19 protein-coding genes and 1 tRNA gene are annotated in these 15,919 nt (G+C 33.8%); 7 read left to right on the top strand and 13 right to left on the bottom strand.

The genetic code is table 11. The features are described from left to right. The 6 genes from H2O64_RS21330 to H2O64_RS21305 form a co-directional block, all read right to left on the bottom strand. A partial coding sequence (locus H2O64_RS21330; RefSeq protein WP_215907203.1) for a hypothetical protein occupies positions 1 to 483 on the bottom strand: 483 nt, incomplete at its 3' end. Positions 484 to 942: 459 nt separating this feature from the next. Further along, positions 943 to 1,116, bottom strand: a complete 174-nt coding sequence (locus H2O64_RS21325; RefSeq protein ID WP_187564267.1) for a hypothetical protein — start codon at positions 1,114 to 1,116, stop codon at positions 943 to 945. Positions 1,117 to 1,276: 160 nt separating this feature from the next. Further along, positions 1,277 to 1,501 (bottom strand): hypothetical protein, encoded by a 225-nt coding sequence (locus H2O64_RS21320; RefSeq protein ID WP_187564266.1) that lies wholly within the window; start codon positions 1,499 to 1,501, stop codon positions 1,277 to 1,279. A 232-nt stretch (positions 1,502 to 1,733) separates the two neighbouring features. After that, positions 1,734 to 2,099 (bottom strand): response regulator, encoded by a 366-nt coding sequence (locus tag H2O64_RS21315; RefSeq protein ID WP_187564265.1) that lies wholly within the window; start codon positions 2,097 to 2,099, stop codon positions 1,734 to 1,736. Continuing rightward, complete coding sequence (locus tag H2O64_RS21310) at positions 2,096 to 4,243, bottom strand: PAS domain-containing sensor histidine kinase (protein WP_187564264.1); 2,148 nt, start codon at positions 4,241 to 4,243, stop codon at positions 2,096 to 2,098. The genes H2O64_RS21315 and H2O64_RS21310 overlap by 4 nt, the downstream gene beginning before the upstream one ends. A 240-nt stretch (positions 4,244 to 4,483) precedes the next feature. Beyond that, positions 4,484 to 4,630 carry a hypothetical protein gene (locus tag H2O64_RS21305; RefSeq protein ID WP_187564263.1) on the bottom strand — a complete coding sequence of 49 codons (147 nt, stop codon included), beginning with the start codon at positions 4,628 to 4,630 and terminating at the stop codon, positions 4,484 to 4,486. 691 nt (positions 4,631 to 5,321) lie between these two features. On the opposite strand from H2O64_RS21305, the gene H2O64_RS21300 reads away from it, so the two are divergent. Next, positions 5,322 to 6,023 (top strand): DUF6261 family protein, encoded by a 702-nt coding sequence (locus H2O64_RS21300; protein ID WP_187564262.1) that lies wholly within the window; start codon positions 5,322 to 5,324, stop codon positions 6,021 to 6,023. Between the two features lie 216 nt (positions 6,024 to 6,239). Continuing rightward, complete coding sequence (locus H2O64_RS21295; RefSeq protein ID WP_187564261.1) at positions 6,240 to 6,410, top strand: hypothetical protein; 171 nt, start codon at positions 6,240 to 6,242, stop codon at positions 6,408 to 6,410. 86 nt (positions 6,411 to 6,496) lie between these two features. Here H2O64_RS21295 and H2O64_RS21290 read toward each other — a convergent pair whose 3' ends face one another. From H2O64_RS21290 to H2O64_RS21280, 3 genes are all read right to left on the bottom strand, one after another. After that, entirely contained in the window at positions 6,497 to 7,282 is a 786-nt protein-coding gene (locus H2O64_RS21290; RefSeq protein ID WP_187564260.1) for a hypothetical protein, read from the bottom strand. A gap of 2 nt (positions 7,283 to 7,284) precedes the next feature. Continuing rightward, positions 7,285 to 7,560 (bottom strand): hypothetical protein, encoded by a 276-nt coding sequence (locus tag H2O64_RS21285; RefSeq protein WP_187564259.1) that lies wholly within the window; start codon positions 7,558 to 7,560, stop codon positions 7,285 to 7,287. A 104-nt stretch (positions 7,561 to 7,664) separates the two neighbouring features. Then, positions 7,665 to 7,958: a helix-turn-helix domain-containing protein gene (locus tag H2O64_RS21280; RefSeq protein ID WP_187564258.1), complete on the bottom strand. Its 294-nt coding sequence runs from the start codon at positions 7,956 to 7,958 to the stop codon at positions 7,665 to 7,667. A 131-nt stretch (positions 7,959 to 8,089) separates the two neighbouring features. Here H2O64_RS21280 and H2O64_RS21275 point away from each other — a divergent pair, with 131 nt between their 5' ends. Then, positions 8,090 to 8,329, top strand: a complete 240-nt coding sequence (locus H2O64_RS21275; RefSeq protein WP_187564257.1) for a hypothetical protein — start codon at positions 8,090 to 8,092, stop codon at positions 8,327 to 8,329. A gap of 137 nt (positions 8,330 to 8,466) precedes the next feature. Here H2O64_RS21275 and H2O64_RS21270 read toward each other — a convergent pair. Together H2O64_RS21270 and H2O64_RS21265 are read right to left on the bottom strand one after the other, a co-directional pair. After that, positions 8,467 to 8,551: transfer RNA gene (locus H2O64_RS21270), tRNA-Ser, on the bottom strand. Between the two features lie 142 nt (positions 8,552 to 8,693). Then, on the bottom strand, positions 8,694 to 9,095 hold the full coding sequence (locus H2O64_RS21265) for an acyl-CoA thioesterase (RefSeq protein WP_187564256.1): 402 nt from the start codon (positions 9,093 to 9,095) through the stop codon (positions 8,694 to 8,696). Between the two features lie 401 nt (positions 9,096 to 9,496). Here H2O64_RS21265 and H2O64_RS21260 point away from each other — a divergent pair, with 401 nt between their 5' ends. The 4 genes from H2O64_RS21260 (at position 9,497) to H2O64_RS21245 (ending at position 12,445) form a co-directional block, all read left to right on the top strand. After that, entirely contained in the window at positions 9,497 to 10,126 is a 630-nt protein-coding gene (locus tag H2O64_RS21260) for an NAD(P)H-dependent oxidoreductase (protein ID WP_187564255.1), read from the top strand. A gap of 71 nt (positions 10,127 to 10,197) precedes the next feature. After that, on the top strand, positions 10,198 to 10,653 hold the full coding sequence (locus tag H2O64_RS21255) for a thioredoxin family protein (RefSeq protein WP_187564254.1): 456 nt from the start codon (positions 10,198 to 10,200) through the stop codon (positions 10,651 to 10,653). A gap of 161 nt (positions 10,654 to 10,814) precedes the next feature. Then, positions 10,815 to 12,011: a DegT/DnrJ/EryC1/StrS family aminotransferase gene (locus tag H2O64_RS21250; protein ID WP_187564253.1), complete on the top strand. Its 1,197-nt coding sequence runs from the start codon at positions 10,815 to 10,817 to the stop codon at positions 12,009 to 12,011. A gap of 167 nt (positions 12,012 to 12,178) precedes the next feature. Continuing rightward, a complete protein-coding gene (locus tag H2O64_RS21245) occupies positions 12,179 to 12,445 on the top strand; it encodes a hypothetical protein (protein WP_187564252.1) in 267 nt (88 codons plus the stop codon). 253 nt (positions 12,446 to 12,698) lie between these two features. Here H2O64_RS21245 and ribB read toward each other — a convergent pair whose 3' ends face one another. Beyond that, a complete protein-coding gene (ribB, locus tag H2O64_RS21240; RefSeq protein ID WP_187564251.1) occupies positions 12,699 to 13,847 on the bottom strand; it encodes a 3,4-dihydroxy-2-butanone-4-phosphate synthase in 1,149 nt (382 codons plus the stop codon). Positions 13,848 to 13,949: 102 nt separating this feature from the next. Beyond that, on the bottom strand, positions 13,950 to 15,869 hold the full coding sequence (locus tag H2O64_RS21235) for an LptF/LptG family permease (protein ID WP_235982987.1): 1,920 nt from the start codon (positions 15,867 to 15,869) through the stop codon (positions 13,950 to 13,952). Between the last annotated feature and the right edge of the window lie 50 nt (positions 15,870 to 15,919).

The raw sequence follows: 15,919 nt of genomic DNA, 5'->3' as shown, positions 1-15,919 counted from the left end.
AAGCCATGATCCTGTTTCGGAAACACGATACTGAATCGTATAGCGATTTGAAGTACCTGAGGCATTCCAAGTAATATTATGTGAGGTATTTCCAAATAGTGTTTCTCCGCCATTTGCAGAGCTAAGTTTAATAGGTATTCGTATACTAAAAAAAGCATCACTAGTGTCTGATGCATTCGTATCTAAAGCATTGGTTACTCTAACCAATACATCTTCTGATTCCACAAAAGGAATAGTCCATAGAAACGTATTGTCGGCAGATAAGTAATTACTCGCTATGGAACTCCATATAGTTCCTCCATCTAAAGAGTAATCTATATTCCAAAGGTCTGAACTTACCCCAGAAGAATTCCAACTAATCAACTGCTCTTCACAACTGTAAAAAATTTCCCCACCGTTTGGGTTTATTATGGTTGCGTTTTGAGCTTTTGCATAGTTAACTAACGAAATAGCAAATACAATTAGGAGTAATGTTTTCTTCATTAAAGCATAATTTTAAAATGTCTGTAAAAGTAGTATTTATTATTATAAGGGGAATTTTCCCCTTTTTTATCAGCTACAGAATCGTATTGGTTTTATTTTTAGCGATTTATGTATTTTACATGCCATCTTAGGCATTAAATCAACGCTGAAAGTAATGCTTAAAAAATCTTTGAAATAAAATCACTTTAGTAGATGTAAGGATTTTAAAATATGGGGAATAAAGGTATAACGGGCTATATTTGAAGTATGAGTAAATACAATAACTTCCAACACTTAACTTTTCGTTTTAGAATTAAAATGTGTCACATTGAGCATTATTGAGATCAAAATGTATTTTGATAGAAAATACCTAGCATAGCTATCGAAATGTTGGATCGCTTATCATCTTAAAGTCTAAAGTGGATTTCGAGAACCTCAATCTATTTTGAGGATGAAATCCACTTTAGAATATGGAGTTTTTTAATTGTCAGTACAATGCCTTTCTGTTTCATCACAGATGCCACAAGTTTCTCCATGGCACGTGTGTACAGCTACATCTTTTGTGACAAAAGCACCACCAGCTAATTTTTGTACAGTAAGGTTTGCAATTGCGCATTTTTGAAGTTTCAATGTTTTTAATTGTTTTGTTTTCATAATCTTATTCGTTTTTATGATGAATTCTAAAGATATCAAACACTTTTCAGATTTCACCCAAATAAGGATCTTTATTTATACATTCAGAGATATTGGCATAAAAAAAGAGCGAACTTTTTATAGTTCGCTCTTTTATCTGGTAAATTTTATGGATGTCTTCTTAGCAGATTGGACGCGTAGCGTAATCTACTTCGTTTGTTTTACAACGTTGTACAGAATTATATGTACACAGTACTCCTCCTGTACACGCTATTGTTTGCGGTCCAGTACCACATTGTTGGTAGTAGTACGTTAAGATAGCTAAACCAGCGACAATGTCTTCTTTGTTTAAGTTTGAAATCTTTGATTTATTGATGCTTAAATTTTTTAGATTCTTTTTTTTCATGATATGTGATTTATAAGTTAATACTAAATATGGTTTGTGATTAACAACTTATGTACTTCGTACAGTCAGTGCTTTGTGTACCTCTTTACATTTCAACATATTTAAGTGTAGAAATAGCTTTTTTATAGTAGGTATACATTTAAAAGTTGAAATTAGAAAGAACCATTCGAAATTGAGTACGGTTTTACCGTAAAAAACACTATTGCACTTGTAAATGAGTGCATTATGTGTGTTAAATTTTCAATTTTTTGATTTCTGTGAGTAATTTAGTGAAGTTTACAGGTTTTGAAAAGTATTGATCAAACCCTATGTTTTTGAAACGATGTTCATCGTTGGGCATTGCGTACGCAGTTACTGCAAATACAGGTGTGCTTTTTGCAATTTCTAGGTCTTGAAGTTTTTTGAGGACTTCGCAACCGTCCATTTGGTTTTTACCAAGATTGATATCTAGCAATATCAAATCGGGGATTTCTTTTTTGACAATTTCTAAGGCTTCCAAACCGTTTTTAGCAATGGTTACTTGCGAATTTTCTTTGGAAAGCATCTTGTCCATTACCATCGCGTTGATTTTGTTATCTTCTACGTACAGAATATTCACGAGTAAAGGGGAAGTTTTATAATGAATTCTGATCCTTTGGCTAGCTCACTGTTGACCTCAATGCTACCATTTAAAATTTCAATGTAACGCTTGGACAAGCTAAGTCCAATACCAGTACCTTCATATTTTCGGCTCATGCCAATACTTTCTTGTACAAACGGATCAAAGATTTTTGTGAGATTTGCAGCTTCCATTCCAATACCTGTATCTTTTACAGAGATGAGTGCATTTGTACGTGTTTCATCTGTAGCAATAGAAACCGTAATGGTACCTTCTTGTGTGTATTTGATCGCATTGTGAACGATATTGTTGAAAGCTGTTCTAAATAGTTGTTCGTCTATGGCTACTTTTGGTGAGCTTTTATCTAGGATTAATTTATAGTCTAATGCTTTTACTTCTGCTAAATGATCGTATTCTCGGAACGAACTTTCTACTGTAAAGTTGAGATCACATTTTGTGAGATTTAAATTCGTTTTAATCGCTTCTATTTCGCTAAAGTTGGATAAATTCGTAACGGTTTCTAGCAAGCGGTCTTTGCTTTCATCTAAATACGCTAACAGCTTATTGCGTTCTTCCGCATCTTCTTCTGTAATAAGTAATTGGCTAATTGCCATAATTCCATTTAAAGGTGTTCTTATTTCATGACTAAAGTTTGCTAGAATATTTGTTTTAAAGCTATTGAGTTCTTGTTCTTTTAAGTGTGCTTCTTTGATCGCAATTTCTGCCATTTTTTGCTCTGTAATATCCAAAGAACTGATTAATACAGCCGTCACACTTCCAGTATCATCTGTAATAGGTGTATATTTTACTTCCAGCCATTGCGAATGTCCTTGGCTCGTTACACGTTCAACTTCTTTGCGAGAAATGTGTCCTTTGAGTGCTTCATTGAACGAATCGGCATAAGTGTTTTTAAAGTTGAGCGGCAATATATCCATAAAACGGACTGACACTTTGTTTGGATTTATATTAAAATCTTTTACGATGATTTTAGCAGAAGCTTCATCGGTCATTAATATGTTTCCATTCGCGTCAAGCAAAAACGTATAGACAAATCCATTGTTAATAATGGCTTGCAAGTGACGTTGATTTCTAAGCACGGTTTGTTCGCTTTTTTTGCGTTCGTTTACGTTGATTAAATTACCAATCATTCGTGTTGTATGTCCGTTTGCATCTTTTTTGCAGTAACCATAAACCTCATAATGAAGGTATTCTCCATCTAAATGGCGCAATCTGTAATAGTTAAAATAGTATGCGTCTTCTTTTTCAAGATTTTCTAAATGACGCGTCAATGCCGCTTCAACATCTTCTGGATGAATCATTTTTCGAAATTCTTCTTCTGGAAGAAACTCTTCTTTTAGGGGCAATCCTAACATTCTTCGAAACGACGGACTGTAATACACCATATTAGTTTCAATCATATGATCAAACAATCCGGAACGAATTCCTTTTAATGCCAAACGCTTTGTTTCTTCACTCTCTTTTAGTTGTTCTATATATTCTTGTCGTTCCGTAACATCGGCAACCGTTCCGTTGACAAATATGATTTTATTGTTATGTAATACAGGTTCGGCAGCAATACGCAAGTATGTTTTAGCACCTTGCTTTGTCACGGTTTCTATATAGTCGTACCGTTGTTTGGTTTCGAGTAATTCGTATAAGTATTTTTTGGCGCGTTCTTGAATTTCTTCTGCATAATTGTAGAATCCTTTTTCATCTCTATCGGTATCATTAGGATCAATGCCATGCATTTTATAACATTCACGCGACCAGAAGAGTTCTTCCGTGATCGGATTGTAATACCAAGCGGCTATTTTTCCCAATGCTGAAATGGCTTCTAGCGCTTGACGTTCCTTATCGTCTTGTGTAACATCAGTTCCAACGGCATAAATGTGTGTGTCTTCTAAATAAAAATCGAGCCGTAAGGTTAAGATGCCTTTTGAAGTGTTTGTGGGAAATTTTAAATGTTGTTTTAAGATGGTTTCACCCGAAGCTACTTTGTTAATGATTTCTTTGAGTATAGCTTCATATTTATCCAATACAAAGTTCTGTAATGGTTTGCCAATATACAGAGTATCAGATTGAAAGGAATTATCAAAGCGTTTGTTGAGCTGGGCAATGATACCTTTCGTATTTAATACAATCATATAGAGGCTTGATTTTTCAAGTATATGATTTAGAGGATTGTTAGACATGTATTGATTGATAAATTCGGCTTTTTAAAAATAGGTAAAAACATTTGATTTGCATTGGATTTTTAAAATAATTGTGTGAAGTTGGGTTTGAGAAGTGATTTAGTAGCTATTTACATGATTCAGAATAAGAAAAATAGGTATAAAAAAAAGCGAACCGAAGTTCACTTTCATTACTATAACATGGTTTGATACTTAACTTTTTTCACAAACACATCCAGTAAATACTACCGTAGATTGTAGAGTTGTAGGTAATGCTCTTCCACCTTTTAATCTAACAGGATTTATGTTGCTAATAACTTTTTTACGAAGCGCTAAGCTTTTCATATTCTTATTTCTCATAATGTGAAGTTTTAATTAGTGAACCAATGTATGAAAAGCTGTGTTTAATATTCTATGGAAAAACCGTACTCATTAGGATGTAGAAGTTGGGTAACAGGCTGTTATATTTGGTTTTGTGAACACGGAGTCTTCGGCTCGGCTCAGACTCCAATACTGAATACCGAGGGCTTGCAACTGAGTTTTCGAGAACCTCAGACTCAGGCACTCGAAGCCCAAACATCCAAGAAATTATAAATATCAAATGTAAAGCGCTAAATGTAAAATGTAAAAGTATTTTCGCCAACCGAATTTCCAAAAACACAACGCTTACACAAAATATTTCACGCTTATACATTTATACTTGGAATTTCCCTTAAAATTTTAGAATTTCATAGTACTAAATAGCGGAACAAATAGTTTCTGATTGTTAATGGAAGTCATTTGCATAACTGTAAGTATAATCCATTTGAAGATGGAAGCTATTTACATAGCTGTAAATTTGATCCGTTTAAAGATGGAAGCATTTACACAGATGTAAGTATGATCCATTTGAAAATGGAAGTCATTTATGTGATTGTAAATACGATCCGTCTAAAGACGGAAGCTATTTGCAGTAGTGTAAATTTAATCCGTCTTTAGTTTTATTAAGAATATTTTAATAAAACTGGTTAAAAATAGTAAAATAATACGAATATGTTAAAAAGGGGTTGGTATGAAAGAACCTATGTTAGGACGCTACCGAAATAGCGAATTTTTACAATACATGAAAGATGTATTAGAATTGGTCAATAGATATGATGTTGCGACTTTACAGTTAACGACACAACTGAATGTGTTGGCAAGTATCACACATCAAATGGAAACCGTTTTTGAGCAAGATCAACGGAATGAAATAACCCAAGAGTTATTGGATTTAGATACCAAAAGGGGCAATGTGTTGAGAGGAGCGAAGCTTATCCTGGAAGGATGTACTTATCATTCCGATGTTGTGATAAAGAATGCCGCTAAAAAGTTACTGCACAACCTCCATAGTTATGGCACTAATATTCCACGCATGAATTACCAATCAGAAACCGCTGTGATTGATAGCATGCTTGCTGAATGGGAAACCGAAGTTACGCTTAGTGCTGCCTTAAACTTGGTGCCAATTGCAACATGGATTTCCGAACTGAAAACAGTCAATAGTACTTTTAACGATCGATATTTGGCAAGAATCAAGGAGGTAGCGGAGAATCCGATAGTAAGTTTTTATTCATTGCGTACCGATGGTGCTGCTATGTATCGCGCCTTGGTTTCACGTTTAAAAGCTTATATGATTTTAGGAGAAACAGCAACGTATCAGGAAATTGTCAATGAAATTTATGAACTGGCAAAGTTGTACAATCAAACAGTGAAGATGAGAGCTAAGTATTGAGTTTTATACATTAGCACAAAGCGTGACAGCCAATAAGGGCGAAACACCTCATCCTCTAACAATAGCGGGCAACGGCACGGAAATGATAGGCAATGAATCACTACATAATAGAGCCAAACGAAAAACCATTTCACGCGCAATGATTTTGAGCCTTATTGATGTAGCAAAAGAAAAAAGACACTTAGAACGTGTGCAATCTTATTGGAGAGCTTACCGATGCCAAACGAAGCCAATATAAGACTGGTTGAAGATTATAAACTATGGGAGTTTGCACCAAGCGCAACCGATTGGATAAACACCGACACAGGCGAATGCTTAACAGGCTATTCAATGCCTATTGATTTAAAATATTTATTAAAGGAATTTATAGATACGGAATTGCAATAAAATAATCGAATTTTAATTTTTTAATCAATGCATTTTAGCCTGTCAATAAAAAAAAGACCGTCGAAAGGTGGTCTTCGGTGTGTTGTTTATTTTAATACTTTAATAATATTCCCATCTATATCTGTATTTATAGAAGTAGTAGTTATCACTTTTGCTCCAAAAGCATTTTTACCCCTGTATTTTGTTGTTACAAATATATAATTTTTATTGTCTTTATATTTAGTTTCTATATGTTCATAACTACTAGGGTCGTGCATATTTTCTTTTATGAATTTAGTGAGTTTTATATGAGAACCATCTCGCTTGTTAAACTGTTTTTCCACATTGTCTTTTCTGGTGTTTTTTTGAATTTCCTCTTTACGAGAATCCTCTAAAAATTTTCTACGACTCTCTAAAAAAGCTTCTTTTTTGCTTGCTTCTTCTGCTATTTCTTTTACAAAAGAATCTCTATTATGAGCTTCTGAACTCATTAAACCAATAAAGTTATCATTCAATTTTTGTGGTTTTAAAAATATAGTTTTTAAATCTCCTTTTTTTAGTTTTTTAAAATCAGAATCAGATAAACTGGTCATTATTTCTTTTACGAATTCTATCGACCTTGATTTTATTATTGAATTCTCTATATTTTCGTATGACTTAGCAGCTTTATGTTTCAACCTTATCAACTCATTAATATCTTTACGTTTATCTTTCACAAATTTTGATAAAACAGCATCATGTTTAATTTTTTTCTCAGCCTTAATAACAATAAGGGCAGAATCAATTTTGTTTTGACTTATTAAATTATGTATTTTTTCAATATTTTTTTTATCATCTGAATTGCATGAAAAAGTCAGCAATAGCAACAATATTAAGAATGTATTTTTTTTCATAGTTATTTAGTTTTAGATAATAATAAAAAAGTGCATCCAATTATAGCAAAAACCACAGACCTAAGCATCATTGTTGTGGAGTATGTTCCTGCGATTATGTAATTATAAGCATCCCCTTCTACAAATTTCTTATTCATTCCCTCATAACTTACATTGTTTAAAAAGTCCTTACTTTCTTTAAGTGTATACCCATAAGAATCTACAAAAAAGTATAAAGAGATAGCTATTAAAATAACTCCGATTACATACCATATAGTACTTGTATTTTTGTTTTCCATAATTTATTATTTGAACAACAATACTAAATATATTCTATGACATGTTTTTACGGAATTCCACATTTGCACTATATAGTTAAAAAGTAATATGCGTTAGTTAAGTATTATTCTGTTGATGTATTCACAACATCAAGCAAGTTTTCCAAATCCTTTTTTGAGTTAATACGATACACTTCATTTTGATATTCAACAAAGCCGTGAAGCTTTGTATTATCTTTTGCAGAACTAAACAATTCGCTAATTTCAACGTCAAGCACGTTGGCTATTTTCGATAAGGTTTCAACGGTTGGGTTTCCGTTTATATTTCTACTCAATGTTACTCTATTAATCTTTAGAGTAGCTGCTAATTGTTCCAAGCTTATATTCTTACTTTTTGCAATTTCTTTAATTCTTAACATAAAATCTACTATTTAGCATTTCAAAGCTACATAAAATTCAAATAGTAGTATATAAATGTTAATTCATATTTTTTTTATATAACATCATGATGTTATATTTGTTTTAATTATGTAACATTAAATTATCGTATATGACAAATCAAAAAGAAGTAAACAAAGTTTTACTAAAAGAATTGAAGCAAAAAAAGTCCGAACTGGAAAAGTACAAACGTGATTTTGAAATTGAAAAAAACATCAAAAACGGATTATACTTTTTCATTCTCACAAATGAGCTTTATGACCTATTGAGAAAGTTCAGTAAAACGAATGACTATCAAAAAGAAGATTATCAAATCAAATCTTTAGAATTTCTGATTGAAAATTTAGCTTAAAAAATAGCAATACTTATACGATAACAATAATGAGGTGTACAAAGCAAAAAAGTGGAAATAAAAACGTGTATACTTACACCTTTTTTTACACCCTAAAAAATAAACCCCTGTAAATCAATGACTTACAAGGGTTTTAGCGGAGAAAGAGGGATTCGAACCCCCGGACCTGTGACAGTCGCTAGTTTTCAAGACTAGTGCATTCGACCACTCTGCCATTTCTCCTTGAGTGTCTCATCAGGTATTCCCTGAATGCGGATGCAAATATAGAAACCTTTTTTAATTCTAGAAACAAATTATAAGGTTTTTTTGATACTTTTTTAGTTTCATCTACACAAACGATTGTGCTTGGTAATGAAATAATGCTTTAACTAATTGAGTCTATTATTTTTACAGGATTCTTATGGTCGTCAATAGCAACAAAAGTAAAAAATCCTGTGACGGCTTTTTTTCGTCCTTCTTCATACATTCTTTCTCTAAAAATGGTTACTTCTACCACACAACTGGTATTTCCAACTTTTATAACACGTGCTACCAATTCAATTAAAGTTCCTTGCGGAATAGGTTCTGTGAAGTCAATTTTATCTGTGGAAACGGTGACAACTTTCTTTCGGCTAAATCGGGTAGCACAAATAAACGATGCTTCGTCCATGAGTTGTAAAGCTGTGCCACCAAACAAGGTGTCGTAATGATTTGTTGTATTGGGAAACACCGCTTTAAAAATGCGAGTTTCTGAGTTTTCAATGCGGGTTTGTATTGCTGCGTTCATGCGATATGTAATTTATTAACCCTTAACTTAGCATAAATGAAATGGTTTTCATTCACTTTGGTCTTTCTATGAAGTATAGAAAAGGTTTTGCGTTAAAAATTTTCGAAGCCTTGGAGAAAATTTAGCAAAAACTTTTCGGTTTTAGTTTTCCGGAGAGAAAACTAAAAATACCTGCCAGAGAAAGTGCCTTTTCTTTTGTTTCGTTTTCTTTGGGCATGCAAAGAAAATGAAAATAAGAAGCTGATAGTGAGTTTTATATTTTAAGTTTTTATTAAAAAAGTATAATGTACTAACATTCTTTATAAAGCAATTGGTTTAATTTATAGGAAAGCACCACTTTTCCTTTTATGTATTGCTTATTTTTGTGCGATATAAAATATTAGAACTCAAAGATAGACTATATGCAAATACTAGATAGCTTAGCATGGCGATATGCAACGAAAAAATTTGATGCAAATCGTTTTCTAACCACCGAACAAGTAGATACACTAAAAGAAGCTTTCAATTTAACAGCAACTTCGTACGGATTACAACCGTTGCGCTTAGTGGTTATTAATAATAAAGAGCTACAAGAACAATTAGTCCCACATTCATGGAATCAACGTCAAGTAGCTGATGCTTCACACGTATTGGTGTTATGTATTGAAAACACAATTGATACCGCTTATATTGAATCGTATTTTGATCGTGTAAAAACCATCCGTAACACACCAGACGAAATTATTGCGCCGTTTAAAGAATTCATGATTAATTCTTTTAAAGATAAAACCCAAGAAGATCTCGACACTTGGGCAGCAAAGCAAGCCTATATTGCAATGGGTAATTTACTAACAGTTTGTGGCGTTGAACGTATAGATGCATGTCCAATGGAAGGTTTTGTACCTGAAAAATATGATGAGGTTTTAGGCTTAGAAGCACATGGAATTTCTTCGGTATTAGTATTGCCAGTTGGGTACAGAGCCGAAGATGATATGTTTGCCGATTTCAAAAAAGTACGAAAGACCATTGCAGAAAGTATCTTGGAATTGTAATATTTTGGCAAGATTGTTGTTTTAAAGGAAGAAACATATATATTTGTTTATCGCCTTAACACACTATACACATGAAAAAGTTACTGTTTTTAGCCGTACTGTTTATTGGATTTTCTGCACTAGCACAAGAAGAAGTAAAACTAAATTGGTTGACTGATTTTGATAAAGCTAAGAAAATTTCCAAAAAAACAAACAAACCAATCTTAATCTATTTTACAGGAAGCGATTGGTGTCCACCATGTAAAATGCTGAAAAAAGATTTTTTCTATACAGAAAGATTCAAGGAAGAAGCAAAAAACTTTGTGTTGGTCATGGCAGATATGCCGAGACGTATTGATATCATTACAGAGGAACAACGAAAAAAAAATATAAAACTTGCATCGAAATATAATAAAAAAGGTTCGTACCCAAATATTGTAGCGGTAGATTATAAAGGAAAAGAAATTAATAATATTTCTGCTTATAATATGATGCGAGACACATCAAGACACTACAAGTTTCTTGAGAATATATTAGAAAACTATTAATAAGATACACTTAAAATACAACCTCTTTTCTATACTTTTGCAAGTAGAAAAGAGGTTTTTTAATTTTCTTTTGTTTTGAAATAGAACATTGAGCTGAGTCGAAATGTGGGGAAACAAAGAAAAGAACAAGAAAATGATTTTTTATTGACTAAAAACATACTATGCCAGGATTTGAATTATTTAGTGATGCCGAACGTAAGGAAGTACATGATGTATTAGATAACGGCGTATTAATGCGTTACGGGTTTGATGGAATGCGTAACGGACATTGGAAAGCAAAAGAGTTGGAACGTGCTTTAGAAGCGCAGTTTGACGTGAATCATGCGCAATTACTATCAAGTGGTACGGCAGCAGTTTCTGTGGCGCTAGCCATTACAGGAATTGGAGCAGGCGATGAGGTAATCATGCCAACATTTACGTTTGTAGCAAGTTTTGAAGCCATTATGATGTTAGGCGCAGTTCCAGTATTGGTTGATATTGATGATACACTTACGTTAGATCCTAAAGCTATTCGCAACGCAATTACACCAAAAACAAAAGCGATCATGCCTGTGCACATGTGCGGAAGTATGGCAAATTTGGGTGAAATTAAAGCAATATGTGACGAACATAATTTAATTCTAGTCGAAGACGCTTGTCAAGCAATTGGCGGAACGTACAACGGAAAAGCACTCGGAACCATTGGTGATGTTGGTTGTTTTTCGTTTGACTTTGTAAAAACAATGACTTGTGGCGAAGGCGGCGCGATCATTACAAATAATAAAGACTATTCTACAAATGCAGATCATTACAGCGATCACGGACACGATCATGTTGGGAACGATAGAGGCGCGGAAACGCATCCGTTTTTAGGCTACAACTTTAGAATCTCAGAATTGAATGCTGCAGTTGGTTTGGCACAAGTGCGCCGTTTGCCGGAGTTTTTAAGCATTCAAAAGAAACATTACACCATCCTTAGAGAAGCATTAGCAGACATTCCAGAAGTGGTTTTTAGAACCGTTCCTGAAGGTGGCGTGGAAAGTTGTGCATTCTTGAATTTCTTCTTACCCAATTTAGACATTGCTCGCAACGTAATGGCAGGTTTTAAAGCAAACGGAATAGATGTCTGTTTTCATTACTTTGATAACAATTGGCATTACATTCGTAGATGGGAACATTTAAAAAACTTAAAAAGTTTATATCCAATTTCGGCGGAAGTCAAAGAAGGCATGCAGTATTTAGATACAAAAACCTTTGATCAGTCTGATCATTACATAGCGCGAAATGTTTCATGTCTCATCAAAATGTCTTGGACAGCAGAAGAAGTAAAAGCAAGAGGAGCAAAGATGCGCGAAGTGATTTTGGAAGCGATCAAATAATTTGTAATTACAAATAAAAAAGTATCTTTTGCTAGCTGTGCTACGTATTCAAGAAATTCAGTTTATTTCTATTTACACGCTTTAAAATACTGATTGCACAAATTTTATGTTTTTTCTTATTTATGTTTCATAATATTACTTTGTAACCAAACAAAAACTAATATATCATGAAAAAAAGAAATTTGAAAAAACTACGATTAAACAAGAAGTCAATTTCTAGAATACAAGAAAACGCTATTTCTGGAGGAGATGTATCACTTCCAAATCCTGCAACAGGAGTTCTATGTGATTTAACAGGTGCAAACTTTTGTCTCTCTTGGCAAGCATGCAATACAAGACCAGAAAATATTACCTGTGTGTTTACTGTAGGGCCTGGGACTGGGACAATTCCACCTATTACGGAGAATGATAAAATTACAAATGTTGTATGTTAATACAAGCAAAAAATCCAGAGAACACAGTGTTTTCTGGATTTTTTAATTGGTATGTATTTATAAAATATTTTATAGAAATCGTTGTAAGAAGCGAAGCGCATAGAAATTATAAATGTTAAATGCTAAATGTAAAATTTAAAAGTATTTTCTTTTAGAACAAAGAACCAAGAGGTTTCCACCTACACAGGAACAAGTCTAAAAGCGAAGCGTTCTAAAAGCGCAGCGAATCTAACAATCCAAAAGCGAAGCGAGTCTAATAAGATACATACTCCACAATCTCCAAACCATAACCGATCATTCCGACACGTTTTTCTTGATGTGTATTTGTGACTAATTTTATTTTACTAATGTTGATGTCGTGTAGAATTTGTGCGCCAATTCCAAAATCTTTAGCATCCATTTTAATTCTTGGAGCTTTGTATTCGCCGTCGTTTTGTAACGCTTTCAATTCTTTAATACGTCGTAATAAGTTCAGCGAACTACTATCTTGATTGATAAATATGATAGCGCCTTTTTCTTCTTCATTGATCAAACTAAACATGTCATCTAGCTTTTTGTTAACATTTTTGGTCAGTGTTCCTAAAATATCATCGTTTACTAAGGTAGAATTGATACGTGTTAATACAGGTTCGTCAGCAGACCAACTTCCTTTTGTTAACGCTATGTGTACTTGATTGTTTGTCGTTTGTAAATACGCACGCATACGGAAATCACCGAAACGTGTTTGTATATTAAAATCTTCTTTCTTTTCAATTAATGAATCGTGCTCCATTCGGTAGGCAACTAAATCTTCAATTGAAACAATTTTTAAATCGAAGGTCTTTGCTACTTTTAGGAGTTGTGGCAAACGTGCCATCGTTCCGTCTTCATTCATGATTTCCACAATCACACCTGCAGGTTGTAATCCTGCTAAACGTGCAAAATCAATCGCAGCTTCTGTGTGTCCTGTTCTACGCAACACGCCACCTTCTTTTGCTTTTAATGGAAAAATATGTCCCGGACGCGCCAAATCAAACGGTCTGGTATTCGGATCTATTAGAGCTTGTACTGTTTTTGAACGATCAGCCGCAGAGATTCCAGTCGTAACGCCATTTCCTTTTAAATCTACTGAAATTGTGAAAGCCGTTTCCATCGGATCCGTATTGTTGCTTACCATCATACCGAGTTGCAATTCTTTACAACGATTTTCGGTCAATGGTGTACAAATCAATCCGCGTCCGTGTGTAGCCATAAAGTTGATCATTTCTGGCGTTACTTTTTCAGCTGCAGCTAAAAAATCACCTTCATTTTCACGATTTTCATCATCTACCACAATGATCACTTTTCCTTTGCGGATGTCTTCAATGGCTGCGTGGATGCTATCTAGTTGTGTTTGGGTTTTCACTTTCGTAGTTGCGGTCATGTCTTTCTGTATGATTTGGTCACAAAAATAATCATTCTTATTAAAAAAGATCTATTAAAAGATAGTAAAGATTGATTTGAGTATCGTTAGAGACTATTGAATTTAATTCAACTGACTCATCTTTTCTTTAGCGTTTCGTAATGTGTAGAAGTATATTAAAAAATAGACTGGTAGTCCTATTACTAGAAATGCTATGATACCAGCAACATCAAGTTTTTGATCTAATGCATCATGTAATGATTGGAAGTTAAAGAAGGATCGTATAAAGTAATAGAAAAATAAACAGAAGCAAACAATATCAATAACTAACAATCCTAAAAGTATCCAAATAGGCATTTCTACATTGTTGTTTAGTACTGGTAAAACTATGCTTAGTATTAGAACAGGAATATAATATAAAAAGGCTTTTTTTGAATTTCTTTTAAAGCGTTCATACGCTTCTTGTGCTCGATTGTATTGTTTGTTTTCAAAAACGCCCAATACTTTCAAACGTTGTTCCGTAATTCCACGATCACTCAACATGCCAATTGCCAAACTGCGTTCACCTTCTGAGTAACTGTATTGACGGTAATTTTTGACAACATCCATTAATTGCGTATCGCTCAATGCTGTAAATTTTTCGGTACTTCCTCTATCTGTATCAGTAATCACAGCCAATTCTTCAGGAACATCTTCTTCATCATCTAAAGTTTTTACAAAGAATCCTTTGAGCGAGAATGAAAATAATCCTTGATCAGATGTTGCTCTTCTAGTAAAGTAAATACTTAATGGCAACATGATCATCGTAGAAAGCCAGGTGCCGAGCCACGGAGGAATACTTCCGTCTTCCGCACTGTTTTTTCCAAAGATTCCTATGAAATGATAGGCCAAGAATAAACAAATTGCAATGACCATTGGTAAGCCAATTCCACCTTTACGAATAATTGCTCCTAAGGGTGCGCCTACAAAGAATAGTATGATACACGCAATTGCTACCGCAAATTTGTCGTGCATGTATATTTTTTGATGATTGATCTTTTTTTCCATGCGCTCAAAACGATTTTGAGTATTTTCAAGCGTGGTACGGCGACCTTTGATGCTTGTGATAGAAATGTCTAAGGCGCGTTTTTTATTTTTGAGTGAAAGAATATTTAGCATATCACCCATGACAGCAATAGAATCTTGCTGCACTTGGTTGGTTGTATCTTTTTCTATGATGATAATTCCAGTACGTTTGTACATATTATCACCAAATCCAACTTTTACCTGATCGTATTTGCGTTCAAAAGAAGCGATGGTATCTCGCAACTGCTGTACATTAAACATTTTGTATGTACTGTTGCTTTCATCGTCAAAATCGACTTTGTTTACTTCGCGCAAGTCAACATTCATGATGTATTTGTCGAACGAAACTTTGGCGTGTTGCATGCGCAATTGGTCAGCAGGCTGATCAGCTTTTACATCTTCATATCGATTTCCATCGAACAAAACCATTTGCAAGATATCTGAATCTGGGCTACTTTTTAGTTCCCCGTTTTTAGATTTCATTACAATGCGATTCTTCTTATCGTTTGATTTTTGGTGAATGATTACCTTTTCTAATAGTTGATCGTTATCGCCGTATTTTCTATCTACTTTGATATTGATGTTTCCGATATCATTAAAAACACCTTCGCCAATGGCTAATGCAGGTTTTTTCTTTGCTAAGTTTTTACGTAAGTTGTATTGTTTAAATTCTGACCACGGAATGACATTGTTGCTAAAGAAAAACGTTCCAATACCAAGCAATACAATAAATACGATAAGACTTCGCATGGCGCGTTGTAACGAAATTCCTGTTGATTTCATAGCAGCAAACTCATAGCTTTCTGCAAATCGACCAAAAGTCATAATAGAAGAAACTAAAATACTAAGCGGTAATACTAACGGAATTAGTTTTGGCGCTGTGTAGAGAAGGAATTTTAAAATAATTCCAGCATCTAGGCCTTTTCCAGCGAGTTCACCTATAAAAAGCCAAACGGTTTGTAATATAAATATGAACATAAATATTACAAACACAGTAAGGAAAGTAAAGAGGTAACTCTTTAGTATAT

The organism is Kordia aestuariivivens (assembly GCF_014397005.1).
Taxonomy (GTDB): domain Bacteria; phylum Bacteroidota; class Bacteroidia; order Flavobacteriales; family Flavobacteriaceae; genus Kordia; species Kordia aestuariivivens.
Note: the sequence above shows the minus strand (reverse complement) of the source record. Positions and strands in the feature narration are given on the sequence as shown.